This is a genomic window from Bifidobacterium sp. UTCIF-38 (assembly GCF_006454495.1).
In the GTDB taxonomy this organism is placed as follows: Bacteria; Actinomycetota; Actinomycetes; order Actinomycetales; family Bifidobacteriaceae; genus Bifidobacterium; species Bifidobacterium callitrichos.
Map to the genome: position 1 here is coordinate 116,857 of NZ_JFAL01000006.1, position 19,147 is coordinate 136,003.

Genomic DNA, 19,147 nt, shown 5'->3' on the forward strand with positions numbered 1-19,147 from the left:
CGTATCAGGGCCCGCGAGATTCGGCGGGCGGACCCGTCTAGTTCAGAAGCTGCTTCATCAGGGTGATGCTCAACGCCGGGAACGTCCAGACATTGTCGTCGGGAATCTCCTCGGGGACCTCTTCGAGGGACTCCTCGGACGCGGAATGCACACCGAGATCGCCCACAGTGGTGTCGTCGGCTTCGACCGAAGTCTCGTCCGAGGCTTCAGCGGCACTTGCACTCGTGGTTTCCACCGGCGTCATGCCGGCATTGCCGCCAGCATCGACGGCCTCTCCGCGAGCCGCCGACTCGGAACGTTCACCCGATTCATCGTCCGATTCATCGCCCGCAAGCGTGGCGTTTGCCTTCTCTGCGGCCCGCTGCGCCGCTTCGGCCAACGCCACCGCCTTCATATCCGCGTCGAACGCGTCGGTCAGATCTTGCATCTGCTTGGTGGACGGATCGGACTGCATGCGTTCCACCAGCTCGTGAATGTTGCTATCCTCCGGCACATTGCTCGCCCAGGTCGACTGGTGTTCGCTGAGTCGAACATCCTGCACGCGCAACCCGTGCCCGGGCAGATGTCCGGTGCTTTCGGCGGAACACCACGCCGGAGTCCATGAGCTGTCCGCCGGCAGACGGAACTGCCTGTCCTCCGGGACTCCGTTGATGACGATGATCACATCGGTTTCGCTCGCGTCGAGCAGCTGCATCGCGAAGCTGCGCTGCCCCAGATCGAACCAGTCGCGTTCCATCGGCGTCGTGCCATCCGGCAGGAACCACTGGATGCGGCTGGACGGCTTGAGCAACCCCAGCTGGGTCAGACGCGTGAAGAACCCCTCCTGATGGTAGAGATCCAGCGACTTGCGCAGTGAGATGAGCTTGGAGACGGTTTCGAGGCGATGCATATGCCAGTTCTTCTCCGCCGTGTACAGCCAATCCCATTTCAGGTAGCTGATCGGACCGTCCTGGCAGTACGCGTTGTTGTTGCCGGCCTGCGAATTGCCGTATTCGTCGCCGGCGAGCATCATCGGCGTGCCGAGGCTCAGCAGCAGCGTGCCGAGCATGTTCATCGCCGCGCGTTCGCGTCGGGCGATGATCGTCATGTCGTCCGTGCGGCCCTCCACGCCGAAGTTCGTGGAGTTGTTCACGTTCGAACCGTCGTTGTTGTTTTCGCCGTTCGCCTCGTTGTGCTTGTTCGTGTAGCGGGTCAGATCGGTGAGCGTGAATCCGTCGTGGCAGGAGACGAAGTTGATCGACGACGCGGCTCCACGCCCGGGATCGGTGGCGAACAGGTCGGCCGATCCGCACAGTCGGGTCGCCATCTCCTGCATGCCGATGCGCCCGACGCGACCGCCTCCGGCCACGTCGGTGAGCCAGAACTGGCGCGTGGTGTCGCGGAATCGGTCGTTCCATTCGGCGAACGGCAGGGAGAACTGTCCGGTGCGCCAGCCGAGATTGCCCAGATCCCACGGCTCCATGATGAGTTTGAGATTGCCGAGCAGCAGGTCCGAACGCAGCGCGTACAGGAACGGGTGATGCTGCGTGAACTCGCCGTTGAGCCTCGCCAGCGAGACGCCCAGATCGAAACGGAATCCGTCGATGCCGATGCGCTTGGCCCAGTATCGCAGCGAGTCGATGGCGAAGGTCACGACGTGCGTGTTCGTGAAGTCGAAGGTGTTGCCGCAGCCGGTCGTGTCCTCCAGCCGGGCGATGTTGTTCTTCTGACGCCGGTAGTAGGAGATCGCGTCGAGTCCACGCCAGCAGACGGTCGGCCCTTCGACGCCGCCCTCGCACGAATGGTTGTAGACGACGTCCATGATGACCTCGAAGCCGGCCTCGTGCAGCGCGCGCACCATGTGGAGAACCTCCTCGCGCACCGCCTCGGCGCCCTTCTCCTGTGCGGATTTCGTCGCGTAGGAGGGTTCGGGCGCGAAGAACCCCAAGGTGTTGTAGCCCCAGTAGTTGACACGTCCGCGCTCCTGGAGGAACACCTCGTTCTGCTTGGCCTGGATCGGCAGCAACTCGATCGAGGTGACGCCGAGCCCCTGCAGGTAGGCGAGCGTGGTCGGGTGGGCGAGTCCGGCGTACGTGCCGCGCAGCTCCTCGGGCAGCCACGGCGCCTGCGCGGTGAAGCCCTTGACGTGCAGTTCGTAGATGACGGTCTTGCTCCACGGGATGTGCGGGTGCACGGGGTCAGCGTCGTGCTTGCGCTCGTCGCGGTCGTCGATGGCCACGGAGATCGGCATGTGACCGAGCGAATCGACGGTGCTCATCGCGCCGAACGCCGAACCGGTCACGCGGTTGTCCTTCACCTCGCATTCGTAGGAGAACGCGGCGGGGGAGAGCTCCATCTTCCCGTCGATGCCCTTCGCATACGGGTCGAGCAGCAGCTTGTACGGGTTGAACCGCACACCGTGCTGGGGATCCCACGCGCCATCGACGCGGAACCCGTAGTGCATGCCGCTCCACGCCTTGGGGATGTGCACGTACCACAGGCCGTAGTTTGGACCTTCCATGCGGAACAGCGTCTCGCGCACGTACTGGTCCTCGATCAGGCGCATGCAGACCGGGAACTCGTGGATCTGGTCGACGAACGACACCCCCGGTGTGTCGAAGAGGCGGATCGCGTCCTGATAGAAGGCGGTGGGATCATCCAACGACTCGATGACGCTCAGCCACACCTGGTCGGCGGTCTCGGAACGGACGATGACGTCCGCGCCGCCGTCCTCGGTGAAGTAGAAGCCCGGGCGTGTGGCGAAGCGATGCAACGATGGATTTCTCATACACCCATTGTAGACGTGGCCAGTTACTACCCCATTCACCGCTGTACCATGCGGCCGTATCGCGGTGACAGGCGGTGATCGGCGGTGCTCGGTTACGGATAAAGTACCGGATTCCGACGAAAAGCGCGGCGATGTCCGTTGGCGGCATCCGCCGGCCGGCCGTACACTGAAGCCACATTCAATGCAAAGGAGAACCATCATGGCCAAGCCGATGACCGCATTCACCACCGATCTCCAGCATTCCGGCATGATTGCCAGGGATCTGGATGAGACCATCGAGTTCTATACCAAGAAGCTCGGTTTCGAGCTGGTCGGTGTCTACCCGAACGGTGAGAACCGTTGCGCGTTCCTGCGCTATGGCCACCTGACCATCGAGACCTGGGAGGGTGAGGAGGCGCCGATGCAGGCTGGTGCCATCAACCACTGGGCACTTGACACCCCGGACATCGAGGCCGCGTGGGCCAACGCCAAGGAGCTGGGTCTCGAGACCCGCGAGGACGAGATCGCCTCGATCCCGACCTTCTGGAAGAAGGGCATCCGCTACTTCAACGTCTTCGGCCCGAACCGCGAGACCATCGAGTTCTGCCAGATCGTCAAGTAGCTTCGATTCACTCCCCCATCGACTGATCCTTCAACCAACAACGGCGGACGGCCGGCATCCCCACACTCTGGGCATGTCGGCCGTCCGTCGTTTAGTCATACTCCTTTCTGTGATTCCGGCTTACAAGAAAGTATCAATTGTTGCCGATTGTCACGGAGAAAGACCGTGATTATTCGCTGGAAAATATAACTAACGCTCCAAAGACGAGCGGAAGTTGACAGTGATGTTGTATATGTTCTTGCAGGTAAGGAGAACGCATGGCACAGGGGCTTATGCGAAAGCTGTTGCCGGGATTCTTGGCGATAGCGGTATTCATGACAGGCGATGGTTTCGAATTGACGTTCCTGTCGAAATATGTGGTGGATCAGGGGTTCTCATCGGCGCAGGCGTCATTGATGTTCACCCTGTACGGTCTGGTGGCGGCGCTTGCCGGCTGGTCGTCCGGCGTGCTGGCCGAGTTGTTCGGAGCCAAGCGCATCATGATCGTCGGCGCTGGATCCTGGATCCTGCTGCATCTGGTGTTCATCGGCGTCGCCCTCCCGAGCCACCTCTATCCGTTGATGCTGGGTACGTACATGCTGCGCGGTATGGGGTATCCGCTGTTCATCTACTCGTATGTGGTGCTGTTGGCGCAGACCGTCGATCCAGGCAAACTCGCGTCCGCCATGGGATGGTTCTGGACTGCCTATTCATTCGGCATCGGTGTATTCGGCGCTTACCTGCCTGCATTCATCACACCGGTGATCGGTGAGTACTACTCGCTGTGGTTGTCTCTGCCGTTCGCCATCGTTGGCATGCTGATCTGCATCATGTTCGTGCCGACGACAGCCAACGTCGAACTTGAGACGATGAGCACGGCCGATAAGCTGCGTGAACTTTCCCGCGGTGTGACCATCCTCAAGGACAATCGTCAGATTGCCTTCGCCGCCGTGCTACGTGTCATTTGCAACTTGACCTTGTACGGATTCCCGGTCATCATGCCCCTCTATCTCTCCACTCACACCAATGGTGGTGGCGCATGGTTCAAGGTCACCGAATGGTCGACGATCTGGGGACTGCTGTTCGTGGTCACCGTATTCGGCAACGTGTTCTGGGGTCGTATGGGAGACCGTTTCGGATGGATGCGGCAGATGCGTTGGTGGGGATGCTGGCTCTCCGCGATCGGTACCCTTGCCATGTACTACGTTCCACAGTTCCTTGGACATAATCTGCCGGCGATGTACGCATGCGCGGTCGTACTTGGTCTGGGCATTTCGGCGTTCGTTCCCATGGGAGCTGTGTTCCCTGCATTGGAACCCGACCACAAGGGTGCCGCCGTTTCCGCCCACAATCTCGCGTCGGGTCTGACGACCTTCTGCGGCCCGTTCATCGCCACGCTGCTGCTGGAAACCGTGGGATTCGCCGGAGTGTGCTGGGCGTATGCGATCTGCTATATCGGAGGATCCGCTATTTCGCTGTGGATTCGCCCCCGGCAGCCTGGGTTCGATGAACGCGGCCGTCGCGTCGCGGTCAAGGAGCCTGTGGCCGACGCCGACCCGATGATCATGGTCGCGGCTCCGCAGACCGTCTGACCTCGCGTACAGGCGCGGATGGTCAAGTCGACGAGCCGATACTCAACGAAGCTAATACTCGACAAACCAACAACCAACAAACCAACAACACAAGGAGAAACATCATGAAGGCAGTGGTTCTGGAGAAGAAGGGCGTGATCAACGTTCGCGAGGTTCCGGATGTGCAGGCGCCCGGCCCCGGTGAGCTGCGCATCGCACCGCATACCGTGGGCGTGTGCGGATCCGATCTGCACTACTACACGCATGGCCGAGTCGGCAAATACGTTGTCGAGAAGCCGATGATCCTTGGACATGAGGCCGCGGGCACCGTGTTGGAGGTCGGTCCCGGCGTCACTGGATTCAAGCCGGGCGATCGTGTCGCTCTCGAGCCGGGCATCCCGGATATGACCTCGCGTGCGAGCCGTCTGGGCATGTACAACGTCGATCCGGCCGTCCGTTTCTTCGCCACTCCGCCGATTGATGGTTGCCTGTGCGAGGAGGTCGTCCACCCCGCCGCCTTCACCTACCACCTGCCTGATACCATGAGCTACGGCGAAGGCGCCCTGCTCGAGCCGACCGCCGTGGGTATGTGGGCTGCCACCAAGGCCCGTATCAAGCCTGGTGATGTGTGCGTGGTCACCGGTTCCGGCACCGTCGGTATGCTGACCGCGTCCGCGGCGCTCGCCGGTGGCGCGTCCAAGGTGCTCGTCTCCGATGTCTCTGCCGTCAAACTCGGCATCATCGGACAGATTCCCGGCATCATCCCCGTCGATCTGACCAAGGAGGATCTGGTCGAACGGGTCCGTGAGGAGACGGACGGATGGGGTGCCGACGTGGCGTTCGAATGCTCCGGCGCGCCGAAGGCGTATGAGACCTTCTGGAAGCTCATCGCTCCTGGTGGCTGTGCCGTCTTGGTAGGCATTCCAGTCAATCCGGTGTCCATCGACATCACCGAGTTGCAGGCCACCGAGGTGCGTATCGAGAACATCTTCCGCTATGCGAACGTGTATCAGAAGGCCATTGATCTGGTCGCCAGCGGCAGGCTGAACCTCAAGCCCTTTATCACCGACACGTTCGCGATGGACGATGCCAAGGCGGCCTTCGATCGCATGGACGAGGGGCGTCCGGGAGACATCAAGCTGCAGATCACGGTCGATCATCGTTGATGTGTCGAATGTCGTCCTTTTGGGCGCTGTCTCTTTGACGGCGGGTGAAAGGGAGTCCGAGTGTCCATTCGGTTGACGGTGATCACCAAAAAGATTCCAGTTGGTGTTCGCCGTCGCCGGTCGACGCTCGAACTCCGTTTCGTCATATGCAGGGCGTACGCCGACAATATATAAGCTGTGGATCAGCGGAGTGAGGAGGTTGGCTGTGACTGGTTCGGAAGGATTCGTCTCGTCGGGTACAGGTGCGGGTGTCGGTTCTGGTTCCCTGGAGGTCATTGTTCCTGATGCCGGTGCGGCGATTCGATGGGCGTGCCATGGCTATCCGAATTCATTGGCGAAATGGCATTACCATCCCCAATTCGAGATCCACCTGATTCGTGAGGGGACCGGTCAGCTGATGGCCGGTGACGGGCTGTTGCCATTCGAGCCGGGGCATGTGGCGTTGATAGGCTCCAATTTGCCGCATAATTGGCTTTCCGATCTCATGCCAGGGGAGCGGCTGGTGAACCGTGATGTGTTATGCCATGTCAGACTGCAGACCATTCGTATGCTGTCGTCGGCGTTCCCCGAAACCTCCGGTTTCGAGCAGGTGCTGCGGCGGGCGTCCCACGCGCTGGTCCTTTCCGGCGGATCGGCCCGTGACGTCGCTGATGTGCTGGTGGGGATGGGTGATCATTCGCCATCTCGGCGTGTGGCCGATTTGATCACCATGCTTTCGGTCTTTGAACAGGCTCCTGCGGGTGAGAGCCGAACCGTGGTCACTCCGGAATACAACCCGGCAGTGGCGGTGGGCGCCGAAAGCGGCGTCAATGCCGCGATCACTTATATTTCAGCGCATCTTGACGATGTGAGTCTGGAGGGTGCCGCCAACGCCGCATCGATGAGCGTGTCCACGTTCTCACGCTTCTTCAAACGTGTGGCGGGTGTCGGGTTCGCCGACTTTGTACGACGTCTGCGGGTCGGTCGCGCCTGTCGCATGCTGATTTGCACGGACATGCCGATCTCTCGTATCCAGCGGATCAGCGGCTATGACAACGCCTCTAATTTCAACCGTCGTTTCCGTGATGAAACCGGCATGACCCCTTCCGCGTATCGGAAGATGCACGCGATGCGGTGATGGATTTCTCATGCAGCCGTTGTTGGTGTGACGTGGTCAGTGGTACGTCACGCCCGAACCGGTGAAGTGCAGGGTGCATTGAACTTACGACACGCCGGTATGAACTTGTTTTAGAAAACAGATTTGCAAAATAGGGATAAGGAAGTTATAGTGTGAGTCAACACCCCGCAAGGAACGCGGGATGGCAGCCGAACGTCGCACCACATCCGACAACACGCCTTCGTAGTGGAAGGCGGTAGAAAGGAACCACCATGAAGGCACTCGTGCTCACCGGAGTCAAGCAGTTCGAGATCCGGGACCTGCCCACCCCCGAAATCAACCCCGACGAAGTGCTCGTCAACACCGCATACGCCGGCGTGTGCGGCACCGACCATGACCTGTACGCGGGCCGTCCCGGCTCCGCCGCCGCCGTGCCGCCGATCGTGCTCGGCCATGAGAACTCCGGCGTCGTCGCCGCAGTGGGCGCCGCCGTAACCAACGTGAAGCCCGGCGACCGCGTCGCCGTCGACCCGAACATCTACTGCGGCCAGTGCGACTACTGCCTCACCCAGCGTCCCGAACTGTGCGACCACCTCTCCGCCGTAGGCGTGACCCGCGACGGCGGCCTCGCCGAACAGTTCACTGCACCTGCGTCCGTGGTCTACAAACTGCCGGACAACGTCTCTCTCAAGTACGCCGCCGCCATCGAGCCGATCTCCTGCGCCGTGCACGGCGTCGATCTGCTCAAGCTGCGTCCCTACCAGAAGGCGCTCGTCATCGGAGACGGGTTCATGGGCCAGCTGTTCGCGCAGATCGTGCAGGCCTACGGCGTGCATCAGGTTGACCTCGCGGGTATTTTCGACGACAAGCTCAAGCGCAACCAGGAGCTGTTCGGTGTGAGGAACGTGTACAACACCACGCGCGAGTCCATTCCGGAGGAGTCCTATGACGTGATCATCGAGGCCGTGGGGCTGCCGACCACGCAGGCGCAGGCCGTAGCGGCCGCGCGCAAGGGCGCCCAGGTGCTCATGTTCGGCGTCGGACCGCAGGAGGCGCACTTCGAGATGAACACCTATGACATCTACAAGAAGCAGCTGACCATTCAGGGCTCCTTCATCAACCCGCTCACCTTCAAGGACGCCATCAGCCTGCTCGAATCCGGCAAGTTGGACGTCGCGCCGCTCATCAGCCATGAGCTCGGACTCGACGAGGTTCAGGACTTCCTCGACGGGAAGATCAAGGGCGTCTCCAAGGCCGTCGTCAAGTTGGGCGACTGAGCTTCACCATACTTGGCCGCCGGTTTTCCCTTTTCCCGGCGGCCATCATCTTTTCCTCTGTCTGTTCTTCTCGTGATTCGTCCTTTCCGTGACCCACATTCGACAACGACGTTCCTGTAAGGGTTATCTATGATTCGATTCTTTGAAAAATTCGGCATCCCCCGTGCGCTGCTGCTCGGATTCCTCGCCGTGGCCATCTTCATGACAGGCGATGGATTCGAACTCACCTTCCTGTCCAAATACATGGTCGATCAGGGCTTCACCGCCGCACAGGCGTCCGGCCTGGTCACCGTCTACGGCTTGTTCGCTGCGCTTGGCGGATGGACGGCCGGCGTGCTTGCCGAGATGTTCGGCGCCCGCCGCGTCATGATGTTCGGCGCCTGCTGGTGGATCGGCGTCCATCTGGTGTTCCTCGCCTTGGCGTTGCCGAGCGGCGTCTACCCGTTCGTCCTGTCCGTCTACGCGGTGCGTGGACTCGGTTACCCGCTGTTCATCTACAGCTTCGTGGTACTCATGGCGCAGTACATCAGCCCTGCGCGCCTCGCCTCTGCCGCCGGCTTCTTCTGGACCTGCTTCTCGCTGGGCATCGGCGTGTTCGGCGCTTACTTGCCGAGCTTCATCATGCCGGTCTTCGGCGAATACCGGACCTTCTGGTTCGCACTGCCGTTTTCCATCGTTGGCACCGTCATGTGCTTCCTGTTCGTGCCGAAGAACAAGGTCGTCAAAGGAGAGGGTCTGAGCACCAAGGAAAAATTGAGGGAACTTACCGACGGTGCCACCATCCTGTTCACCAACCGCAAGATCGCCGTCTGCGCCATCATCCGCATCATCAACAATCTGCTGCTGTATGGTTTCCCGGTCATCATGCCGCTCTACCTGTGCACCACGAAGTATGGTGGCATCAACATCTTCAAAACCGAGGAGTGGATGCGTATCTGGGGCTTCGTGTTCGTCGTCACCCTGATCTTCAACACCTTCTGGGGCTGGTTCATGGATCGCTTCGGATGGGTGTGGCCGATGCGCTGGTTCGGCTGCGGCGTGCTCGCTGTCGGGTCCGTCGCCTTCTACTACATCCCGCAGTGGTTCGGTGCGAACGCGGCGATGATGATCGTCGCCTCCATCATCGTCGGCATCGGCACCTGCGCGTTCTCCTGCCTGCCGACCATCATGACGCTCGAGGCCCCGGGCAAGCAGGGCGCAGCCCTTTCCGCCTACAATCTGGCCGCAGGCCTGACCACGTTCGTCGGTCCCGGCATCGCCACGGTTCTTCTGCCGTCGATCGGCATCGAAGGCATCTGCTGGACGTATGCAGCGCTGTATGTGGTGGCGTTCCTGCTCACCTGCACTCTGCATCCGAAGCAGCCCGGCTTCGACGAGAGGGGACGCCGTATTGCAAACGAAGGGTCGACCGATGGCGAGACGGCGCAGGCGCCGGCCTCCTCCGTCTCCGATATGCGTCCGGTCGAGGTGACCGTGGTGGCAAGCCGTTCCGCGGTGGACCTCGTCTGAACACGGGGCCGGCGCGATATTTTGGGCCGTATCGATTCGATCACATTCAATTCAAAGGAAACTATCATGACCAAGTCTATGACCGCATTCACCACTGATTTCCAGCATTCCGGCATGATCGCCAGGGATCTGGACGAGACCATCGCCTTCTACCGTGAGAAGCTCGGCTTCGAACTTGCCGGTCTTTATCTGAACGGCGGGAACCGCTGCGCGTTCCTGCGCTACGGCCACCTGACCATCGAGACGTGGGAGGGTGAGGAGGCCCCGATGGCCGCCGGCGCCATCAACCACTGGGCGTTCGACACCCCGGACATCGAGGCAGCGTGGGAGAACGCCAAGGAACTGGGGCTCAGATTCAAGGAGACTGAGATCCAATCGATCCCTACGTTCTGGAAGAAGGGCATCCGCTATTTCAACGTCTATGGCCCCAACGGTGAGACCATCGAATTCTGCGAGATCGTCAAGTAGATTTGATCTCGCGTCGCGTCGCGATCCATCGGCCGGTGCGCTCCATTGCGCATCGGCCCTTCGCATATGTGAGGAGGGTCAGCGCTTCTCGATGGCCTCGATGGCGTTGAGGGTGGATTCGCTGTAGCCTGCCTGGGCGAGGGCGTTCACGCCGCTGACCTCGAGTCCGCGAAGCACGGCCGCCATGATCTTCTTCTTGTTCAACATGATTGGTTCCTTTCCGTTGTTTGCATCCTAGGATGTGATCGGCCGGTGTCTTCGGTCGTCGGTGACAGCGTAACGCTTGACCGCGACTTATATGAATTGTTTTTCAAAAACCTAATTGCATTACAGATCGAATCTATTCGCTGCAGATCCCGTTCAGATAGGTCTCGACGTAGCGCAACGCCGCGCCGATGATGTTCTGATCCTCCGCGCAGTGGCTGCGGCGTAACGTGAACCGTTCGGTGCCGAACGGTGTGTGATCGACGACACGGCGTCTGAGATCGTCGATGTCATCGTCCTCCAGATACTGTGCCGCCTCGCCGCCGACGATCACATCCCCGGCGACGACCGACCGCGCGTTGACGATCGCCTGCGTCACGTAGTCGAGCCATTCGTCCATGCGCTCGCGGTGATGCTGTTCGCCCTGTTCGAGCACGCTGAAGAATCCGGGAATGGATTCGTAGTCCTCTGGCAGCGATTCCGGTGAGCAGTAAGGGTCCATGCACCCGCGCTGGCCGCAGTAGCATTCGCGTCCTCCCGGCACGAGCGTCATGTGCTCGATCGCCCCGTTGCACAGGTTCGGTCCCTGGTTCAGCTTGCCGTCCACGATCACCGCGCCACCGGGGCGTCGTTCGAGGTAGATGCACACGGCGTCGGTGATCGTCTTGTCAAACCACAGCTCCGCCATGGCGGAGGCGTCGGAGTCGTGAATCATCATGCAGGGACGGTGTATGGACTGTGCGAGGGTATCGAGCGTAAGCCCGGTGTTGTGCATGATATTGCCGAAGACGATCGTGCTTCCGTCGTGGCAGATGATGCCTTGAATCGCAAAGGATACGCCAAGCACGGGGCCGTGCCGCTTCTCGACGTCCGCCGCAAAGTTCTCGATGATGCCGCCGATGCGCTGGTAGTAGGCGTTCATGTTGCGGTAGGGGAGCGTGCGGCTGAAACGCTCGACGACGGTGCCGGCGAGGTCCACCGCGCACATGCGCACCTCGTTTGCCCGCATGGTCACGCCGATCGCGGTGCGGTGGTCCGGATTGAACTCGTACGCCTGCGCTTTTCTGCCGCCTGTCGACTCGCGAAGGTCGCCTTTGCGGATGATATCGTCCTGTTCGAGGGCGCGCAGGTTCTGCGTGATGGTGGGCAGGCTTAGCCCCAACTCGCGTTCCAGCTCCTGCTTGGTGACGTGATTGTGTGCGTACAGGTATTGAGTCATCGCCTTGCGGTTGTGCGCTTTGACCGCCGTCGATGGCATCGCCCTCATGTGGTGACCTCCGCTGTGATGTCGTTCTATCCTTCGTCGGTGCAGCCATTATACAAGATTACTTTGTAAAAGCGTGTTCTCGTTCATTGGAAGAGGGTGTCCGGGGTGCAGGGCAGTGGATGTAGGCTTCGAGGAGTAGGAGATGGTGAGTCGTCGTTGATCGCCCATCTTTTTGTAACTGGCTTTCTTGAATTGTGAATGAACTGTATACATTTAGAAAACAACTTTCTAAAAGATTGTGCAAGCAATGTTTGGTTCTTGTGGTTGAATTATCAAAAAATGAACAAAAGGCATCAATATGGAGCTGTTTTTTTGATTTTGTGAGGTTTTCTGAACAGGAAATCACAAAAATCTCTCATAAACTCTCATGAAACGCCGACGTTTTTGTGCGTATGCGCCACTGCGTGGTCTTCGATATATTGTGACCTAGGCCACATGCGGATGGTCGTGCGCCGGAAGCGACGGACGGGACCCGCATGCTGGAGATGTCCATACATATGACATGTTGTGCAAATACCACCGATCGAGGAGGATTCATGGCAGACGCTAAGAAGGCCGACACCCCCACCAAGCCGACTCCGGAGGAGAAGCAGGCGGCGGCTGAGGCCGAGGTTGACGCGCTGGTGAAGAAGGGCCTGAAGGCCCTGGCGGAGTTCGAGAAGCTGGATCAGAAGCAGGTCGACCACATCGTAGCGAAGGCGTCGGTCGCGGCGCTGAACAAGCATCTGGTGCTGGCGCGCATGGCGGTCGAGGAGACCGGTCGTGGCCTGGTCGAAGACAAGGCCACGAAGAACATCTTCGCGTGTGAGCACGTCACGAACTACATGGCGGGTCAGAAGACCGTCGGCATCATCCGCGAGGACGACGTGATGGGCATCGACGAGGTCGCCGAGCCGGTGGGTGTGGTCGCGGGCGTGACCCCGGTGACGAACCCGACGTCGACCGCGATCTTCAAGTCGCTGCTGGCGCTGAAGACCCGTTGCCCGATCATCTTCGGCTTCCACCCGGGCGCCCAGAAGTGCTCGGTCGAGGCCGCGCGCATCGTGCGTGACGCCGCGATCGAGGCGGGCGCGCCGGCGGATTGCATCCAGTGGATCGAGCACCCGTCGATCGAGGCGACCGGCGCGCTGATGAAGCATGACGGCGTGGCCACGATCCTGGCGACCGGCGGTCCGGGCATGGTCAAGGCCGCGTACTCGTCGGGCAAGCCGGCCCTGGGCGTGGGCGCGGGCAACGCGCCGGCCTATGTCGATGCGGACGTGGACATCGTGCGCGCCGCGAACGACCTGATCCTGTCCAAGCACTTCGACTACGGCATGATCTGCGCCACCGAGCAGGCCATCATCGCCCACAAGGACGTGTACGCGCCGCTCGTCAAGGAATTGAAGCGCCGCAAGGCCTACTTCGTGAACGCCGACGAGAAGGCCAAGCTCGAGCAGTACATGTTCGGCTGCACAGCGTTCTCCGGTGGCACGCCGAAGCTCAACTCCGTGGTGCCGGGCAAGTCCCCGCAGTACATCGCCAAGGCCGCCGGCTTCGAAATCCCCGAGGACGCGACGATCCTGGCCGCCGAATGCGCGGAGGTGTCGGATAACGAGCCGCTGACCCACGAGAAGCTCGCCCCGGTGCAGGCCGTGCTCAAGGCCGACAACAAGGAGCAGGCGTTCGAGATGTGCGAGGCTATGCTCAAGCTGGGCGCCGGCCACACCGCCGCGATCCACACCAACAACCAGGACCTCGTGCGCGAGTACGGCCTGAGGATGCACGCGTGCCGCATCATCTGGAACCAGCCGAGCTCGCTGGGCGGCATCGGCGACATCTACAACGCGATCGCCCCGTCGCTGACCCTGGGCTGCGGCTCGTACGGCGGCAACTCGGTGTCCGGCAACGTGCAGGCCGTGAACCTGCTCAACATCAAGCGCATCGCCCGGAGGAACAACAACATGCAGTGGTTCAAGATCCCGCCGAAGACGTACTTCGAGCCGAACGCCATCAAGTACCTGCGTGACATGTTCGGCATCGAGAAGGCCGTCATCGTGTGCGACAAGGTCATGGAGCAGCTCGGCGTCGTCGACAAGATCATCGACCAGCTGCGCGCCCGCGCGAACAACGTGACCTTCCGCATCATCGACTACGTCGAGCCGGAGCCCTCGGTCGAGACGGTCGAGAAGGGCGCGGAGATGATGCGCGAGGAGTTCGAGCCGGACACGATCATCGCGGTCGGCGGCGGCTCGCCGATGGACGCGGCCAAGATCATGTGGCTGCTCTACGAGCACCCGGAGATCAGCTTCGGCGACGTGCGCGAGAAGTTCTTCGACATCCGCAAGCGCGCGTTCAAGATCCCGCCGCTGGGCAGCAAGGCCAAGCTCGTGTGCATCCCGACCTCGTCCGGCACCGGTTCGGAGGTCACGCCGTTCGCGGTGATCACGGACCACAAGACCGGCTACAAGTACCCGATCACCGACTACGCGCTGACCCCGTCGGTCGCGATCGTCGACCCGGTGCTCGCGCGCACCCAGCCGCGCAGGCTCGCCTCGGACGCCGGCTTCGACGCGCTGACCCACAGCTTCGAGGCGTACGTGTCGGTGTACGCGAACGACTTCACCGACGGCATGGCGCTGCACGCGGCCAAGCTGATCTGGGAGAACCTGGCCGAGTCGGTCAACGGCGAGCCGGGTCTGGCCAAGACGGTCGCGCAGGAGAAGATGCACAACGCGGCCACGATGGCCGGTATGGCGTTCGGTTCCGCGTTCCTGGGCATGTGCCACGGCATGGCCCACACGATCGGCGCCCTGTGCCACATCGCGCACGGCCGCACGAACTCGATCCTGCTGCCGTACGTGATCCGCTACAACGGCCAGGTGCCCGAGGAGCCGACGAGCTGGCCGAAGTACAACAAGTACGTGGCCGACGAGCGCTACCGCGACATCGCCCGCAACCTGGGCGTGGACACCGGCAAGACCCCGGCCGAGGCCGTGGAGAACCTGGCGCGCGCGGTCGAGGACTACCGCGACAACAAGCTCGGCATGAACAAGAGCTTCCAGGAGTGCGGCGTGGACGAGGACTACTTCTGGAGCGTGCTCGACCAGATCGGCATGCGTGCCTACGAGGACCAGTGCACGCCGGCCAACCCGCGCATCCCGCTGATCAACGACATGAAGGACATCGCCATCGCCGCCTACTACGGCGTCAGCCAGGCCGAAGGCCACAAGCTGCGCGTCGAACGCGAAGGCGAAGCCGCCACCGAGGAAGCCTCCGAGCGCGTCTGAGTCAAGTCTGCCAGATCGCAGGCTGAGCTGATCATCGGCTGAGCTCATCGTCCACCGAAACAGGGTCGGTTCCCGAACATCAATCGGGAGCCGACCCTGTTGCCGTATGGTTGCCGTAAGTCCGCGCGCTATCTAACGGTGCGTGTCGCCCTCCGCGTGCGTGATCGCCTCGCCGATGTTGTCCTGACTGAAATCGTGATTGCGATAGTCGGGGTTGTCCACCGGCAGGTGCGTGACCAGCGTGTCGAACACCTGACTCAATATCTCACCGCGCTCCAGCACCGCGTCGAGCACATGCCCGCCGATCGAATGATCGTCGGCGAGGAAATGCTCATGGAATCCGGCCACCGCGGCGCCATGGAACATGACGGGGGAGAAGTAGCCGAGCATCACGCCGCGCACGTCATGGCCCAGGAAGATCGCCTGACGGTCGGCCACCTCCTCCAGTGTGGGGTATGGGGCCTGCTGCTTGATGACCGCACGTGTCTTGATGAAGCTGAACGTGCCGCGCACGATCACCGAGAAGAACGTGTTCGCGCGTCCGTTCGCCTCCACGATGCGTCGGTTGAGCTCCTCCAGACCGATATCGCTGCGCTCGCACTGGTATTGGAACGCCGCGCGATGGATGTTCGCGAACGGCAGCGTCAGATCATCGGGAACGGCTTCGACCGCGCCGGTGCGTCCGACCTTCCACGCCTTGCCGTCAAGTACGATGATCTCGCCGTCGAGTCCCTCGCCGGTGCCGATGCCGGTGTCTCCATGGGTGAGTAGTTCGCCCATCGTGGTGGTGCCCTCCAGAAGGCCCGGCACCAATAGCGCCAGTGTGCCGTGCTGATAGAGGACGTTCGCCCTGTGCTCGTGGATCGGCTCGATGGCCTTGCCTTTGAGTTCGCTCACAATTCGTAATATAAAGGTCTCGCGATTCGTCCCTCAAGACCTCGCGCAACGCAATGGACGTGACTTGTCTCACATGCTTGTCCGCACTCATGCCCGTGGCGTAATCCCCTGTAACGGTACAGAGGTGGGTATAGCGTATCCGAGTGCTTTCAGGGGGCGCCCGACAAGAACGTCGGTGCAATCCCGGTGCGGCACGGGAAGAAGTATGCGGCATATGGCAACCAAGCGCGGTATCGATACGGTGCTCACCAGCGAGGAATCGTACGTCGACGGCAAACTCACGCACACGGCGTTCGTCTCCCTCGCGATTCTCACGTTCATCACGTTCGTCGGCAACTTCACCCAGCTGCAGCTGAGTGCGGCCCTGCCGTCGATCGTCGACGAGTTCGGCGTCAACGTCACCACCGGCCAGTGGCTCACCTCCGTCTTCCAGCTCGTGATGGGCGTGATGGTGCCGCTGACCGCGTTCCTGACCCGTCGATTCTCCACGCGTCAGATCGTCATCGTGTCGATGGCGGTGTTCACGCTCGGTTCGGTATGCGCGTGGCTTGCCCCGTCCTTCCTGATTCTGCTGCTCGGACGTGTGCTCGAGGCGATAGGCACAGGAGTCATGTGGCCGGTGCTGCAGATCACGGTCTTCTCCATCTATCCGCTGTCCCGCCGCGGCGCCGCGATGGGCATGGTCGGCATCGCGATGAGCGTCGCCCCGGCCATCGGACCGACGCTCGGCGGCCTCCAGACCGACGCGAACGGATGGCGTTCGATCTTCCTGACCCTGACTGCCATCGGTGCGATCTCCCTGATCGCGGCGTGTCTGTGGCTGCACAACTTCGGCGAGCACGACGCGGCCGCCCGCGCCGACTTCTTCTCCGTGGCCCTGTCGATCTTCGGTTTCGGCGGATTGATGTTCGGCTTCACGAATATCGAGAACTATCCGTTCGTCAACCCGATGGTGTGGGGTTCGATGCTCGTCGGCATCGTCGGCATCATCTGGTTCGTGGTACGCCAGATCCGTCGCGCACATATATATAAGGAGTACGCCAAGGAACACGTCACGCGGGAAGCCGCCGCGTCCGCCGGCGCACGTTGCGCAAACACTCCCGAACCGCCGCTGCTTGACCTCGGCGTCCTGAAGAACCGCTCGTTCACCGTCGGCACGGTGACCGCCTCGCTCGCGTTCTTCGCGTTCAGCTCGATTCTGGTCATCATGCCGCTGTACATCCAGAACGATCGCGGCTTCTCCGCGACGATGAGCGGACTGATCATGCTGCCCGGTGCGATCGGCCAGTGCATTTCCCAGCTGTTCGGAGGCAAGGCCCTCGACCGTTTCGGCGCACGCCCGGTCGCTCTGTTCGGTGCGATCGTGCTCACCCTCGGCACCATCGGCATGAGCCTGATCTCCTCCGATACGTGGATCTGGTGGGTATCGATCTGCCAGTTCATCCGCCAGATCGGCATGGGATCGCTGCTGATGCCGATCACCACCTGGTCGCTCAACTGCCTCGAGCCCGGGGAGATCTCCGCGGGATCCTCCGTGACGAACACGGTCCGACAGGTCGCCGGCGCGATGGGCGCGCCGATCCTCGTCATCCTCATGGAGACGTTCACCGCAGTCCGCCACGCCGCGGGCGTCGACGCGGTCACCGCCAACATCTTCGGCATCCAGTGGGCGCTGCGCATCTCCGCCGCGATCTGCTTCGTCATGGTGATCCTCGTGCTCGTCGGCGTACGAGGCGACGGCGCCGGCTCCACCCGCGAAGCCACCCGTCGCGCCCTCTCCCGCATGCGTCACTAGACCACTGTGATTTCGCGGAGCGGGTCTGAGGGGTAGTGCATGGTTGGAGCCTATGACTACCAGACACACCTATCGCACGCGACGCGCGTCGACCATCAGAACGTGGATCCCCGATCAGCCCGGCGCATGGGCCATGGCCCTGTCTCCTGCACTGTCCGGACTCATCGTGGGCGGCGCGAACACCGATTCCGTCTGGCTGTTCGTGGCATGGACCCTGTGCTACTGCGTGCAGTTCACCGCATCCCGGTGGCTGAAATCGCGGATGTCGCGCCGTTATCTCAAGCCGATGCTGGGATATCTGACGGCATTGGCCATCGTCGGACTGCCGTTCGTCATCACCCGACCGGGCATCATGCGATGGGCTCCCATATATATGGTGCTGGCCGCGCTGTCGCTCCTCGCCGCGTGGACGCGGCGCGAACGCTCGCTGTGGGGCAATGGCGTCGCCGTCGCCGCCTCGTCGCTGATGGCCGCCGTCGAGACGTCGTTCGGTACGCGCAACATCGCCGGGGCGGCTTGCGCCGTCATCAACGGCTCCCTCAATCGGTTCCTCGGCGATGGCCCGTCGACAGTTGTGGCGGCGGCTGGCAGATGCGAGACGTCGATCAACGCGGGCATGGATGCCGTCCGTTCGCTGCCCGTGCCGGGGGATTGGTGGAACGCGTATTCGCTGCCGATCGTCGGCGTGCTGCTGGCGGCGCTGTTCGCCGTCGTTCAGTTCGGTTCGGTCCTGTTCGTCAAAACGATGATCCGCGAGCGTGGCAAACGATCATATGTGGCGGCGTCGTGGATCTGGCACGGCGTGATGCTGCTTGGGGCGGGTGGTACTGCTGGCGTCTCGGTCTCGCGGGGGTGGGATCGTCTCGACGCGGCGAGCGTGCTGTTGGTGGTGCTGGTCGTGTGGCTCCTCGCCCGCGCAGTCGTGTTGCCGATCCTGGGTCGATTCAGGCCTCTGAAGCCGTTGATCGCAGGCGTCACGGAGATGATGTCGACGGTGCTGACCTTCGCCCTGTCGCTCACGCTCGGTCTGCCGTTGACCATGTGAATCGCGACACGCCGAGACATCCGTCCTGATGATTTAGTCCGGCCTCGATGCTTAGATAAACAAGTTGCCTGATTTGGGCTCGCACATTTGGAAATAACAAAGCGAGCACGGGGCCGGAACCATCCACTTGGTTTCGGTGGGCCGTGCACTGATGTCGGATGACCGCCAGAGGACGTATGTCCAAGGGAGGCCATGCGCGCCGGTGCCCTTAAGAAGCAGGCTGGTAAACAGTACAC

Annotated in this window: 14 protein-coding genes; 10 read left to right on the plus strand and 4 right to left on the minus strand. The window is 61.6% G+C overall.

What is annotated here, in order from left to right; translation table 11 throughout:
• Positions 1-37 precede the first annotated feature (37 nt).
• Positions 38-2,767 carry a glycogen debranching protein GlgX gene (gene glgX / locus BW11_RS02830; RefSeq protein WP_140444513.1) on the minus strand — a complete coding sequence of 910 codons (2,730 nt, stop codon included), beginning with the start codon at positions 2,765-2,767 and terminating at the stop codon, positions 38-40.
• Between the two features lie 199 nt (positions 2,768-2,966).
• Between glgX and BW11_RS02835 the strand changes: the two genes are divergently transcribed.
• The 7 genes from BW11_RS02835 to BW11_RS02865 all read left to right on the plus strand — a co-directional run bounded on the left by BW11_RS02835 (position 2,967) and on the right by BW11_RS02865 (position 10,434).
• On the plus strand, positions 2,967-3,368 hold the full coding sequence (locus BW11_RS02835) for a VOC family protein (RefSeq protein WP_140444512.1): 402 nt from the start codon (positions 2,967-2,969) through the stop codon (positions 3,366-3,368).
• A 257-nt stretch (positions 3,369-3,625) separates the two neighbouring features.
• Complete coding sequence (locus BW11_RS02840) at positions 3,626-4,939, plus strand: MFS transporter (RefSeq protein ID WP_140444511.1); 1,314 nt, start codon at positions 3,626-3,628, stop codon at positions 4,937-4,939.
• 104 nt (positions 4,940-5,043) lie between these two features.
• The gene (locus tag BW11_RS02845; RefSeq protein ID WP_140444510.1) at positions 5,044-6,084 is read left to right on the plus strand and encodes an NAD(P)-dependent alcohol dehydrogenase; all 1,041 of its coding nucleotides are present in this window, start codon (positions 5,044-5,046) and stop codon (positions 6,082-6,084) included.
• A gap of 205 nt (positions 6,085-6,289) precedes the next feature.
• Positions 6,290-7,201, plus strand: a complete 912-nt coding sequence (locus BW11_RS02850) for an AraC family transcriptional regulator (RefSeq protein ID WP_181162454.1) — start codon at positions 6,290-6,292, stop codon at positions 7,199-7,201.
• A gap of 251 nt (positions 7,202-7,452) precedes the next feature.
• Positions 7,453-8,457: a zinc-dependent alcohol dehydrogenase family protein gene (locus BW11_RS02855; RefSeq protein WP_140444509.1), complete on the plus strand. Its 1,005-nt coding sequence runs from the start codon at positions 7,453-7,455 to the stop codon at positions 8,455-8,457.
• Between the two features lie 129 nt (positions 8,458-8,586).
• Positions 8,587-9,966 carry an MFS transporter gene (locus BW11_RS02860; protein WP_140444508.1) on the plus strand — a complete coding sequence of 460 codons (1,380 nt, stop codon included), beginning with the start codon at positions 8,587-8,589 and terminating at the stop codon, positions 9,964-9,966.
• Between the two features lie 66 nt (positions 9,967-10,032).
• Positions 10,033-10,434 (plus strand): VOC family protein, encoded by a 402-nt coding sequence (locus BW11_RS02865; RefSeq protein ID WP_140444507.1) that lies wholly within the window; start codon positions 10,033-10,035, stop codon positions 10,432-10,434.
• Between the two features lie 78 nt (positions 10,435-10,512).
• On the opposite strand, the gene BW11_RS11765 is transcribed toward BW11_RS02865, so the two are convergent.
• Together BW11_RS11765 and BW11_RS02870 are read right to left on the minus strand one after the other, a co-directional pair.
• Positions 10,513-10,641, minus strand: coding sequence for a hypothetical protein (locus BW11_RS11765; protein WP_258184490.1), 129 nt, complete (start codon positions 10,639-10,641; stop codon positions 10,513-10,515).
• A 133-nt stretch (positions 10,642-10,774) separates the two neighbouring features.
• Entirely contained in the window at positions 10,775-11,905 is a 1,131-nt protein-coding gene (locus BW11_RS02870) for an ROK family transcriptional regulator (protein WP_140444506.1), read from the minus strand.
• A 536-nt stretch (positions 11,906-12,441) separates the two neighbouring features.
• Between BW11_RS02870 and adhE the strand changes: the two genes are divergently transcribed.
• Complete coding sequence (adhE, locus tag BW11_RS02875; RefSeq protein WP_140444505.1) at positions 12,442-15,174, plus strand: bifunctional acetaldehyde-CoA/alcohol dehydrogenase; 2,733 nt, start codon at positions 12,442-12,444, stop codon at positions 15,172-15,174.
• A 132-nt stretch (positions 15,175-15,306) separates the two neighbouring features.
• Here adhE and budA read toward each other — a convergent pair whose 3' ends face one another.
• On the minus strand, positions 15,307-16,071 hold the full coding sequence (gene budA / locus BW11_RS02880; RefSeq protein ID WP_043164528.1) for an acetolactate decarboxylase: 765 nt from the start codon (positions 16,069-16,071) through the stop codon (positions 15,307-15,309).
• Positions 16,072-16,285: 214 nt separating this feature from the next.
• Between budA and BW11_RS02885 the strand changes: the two genes are divergently transcribed.
• Complete coding sequence (locus tag BW11_RS02885) at positions 16,286-17,866, plus strand: MDR family MFS transporter (RefSeq protein ID WP_140444504.1); 1,581 nt, start codon at positions 16,286-16,288, stop codon at positions 17,864-17,866.
• A gap of 52 nt (positions 17,867-17,918) precedes the next feature.
• A complete protein-coding gene (locus BW11_RS02890; protein ID WP_140444503.1) occupies positions 17,919-18,911 on the plus strand; it encodes a YwiC-like family protein in 993 nt (330 codons plus the stop codon).
• Positions 18,912-19,147 lie beyond the last annotated feature (236 nt).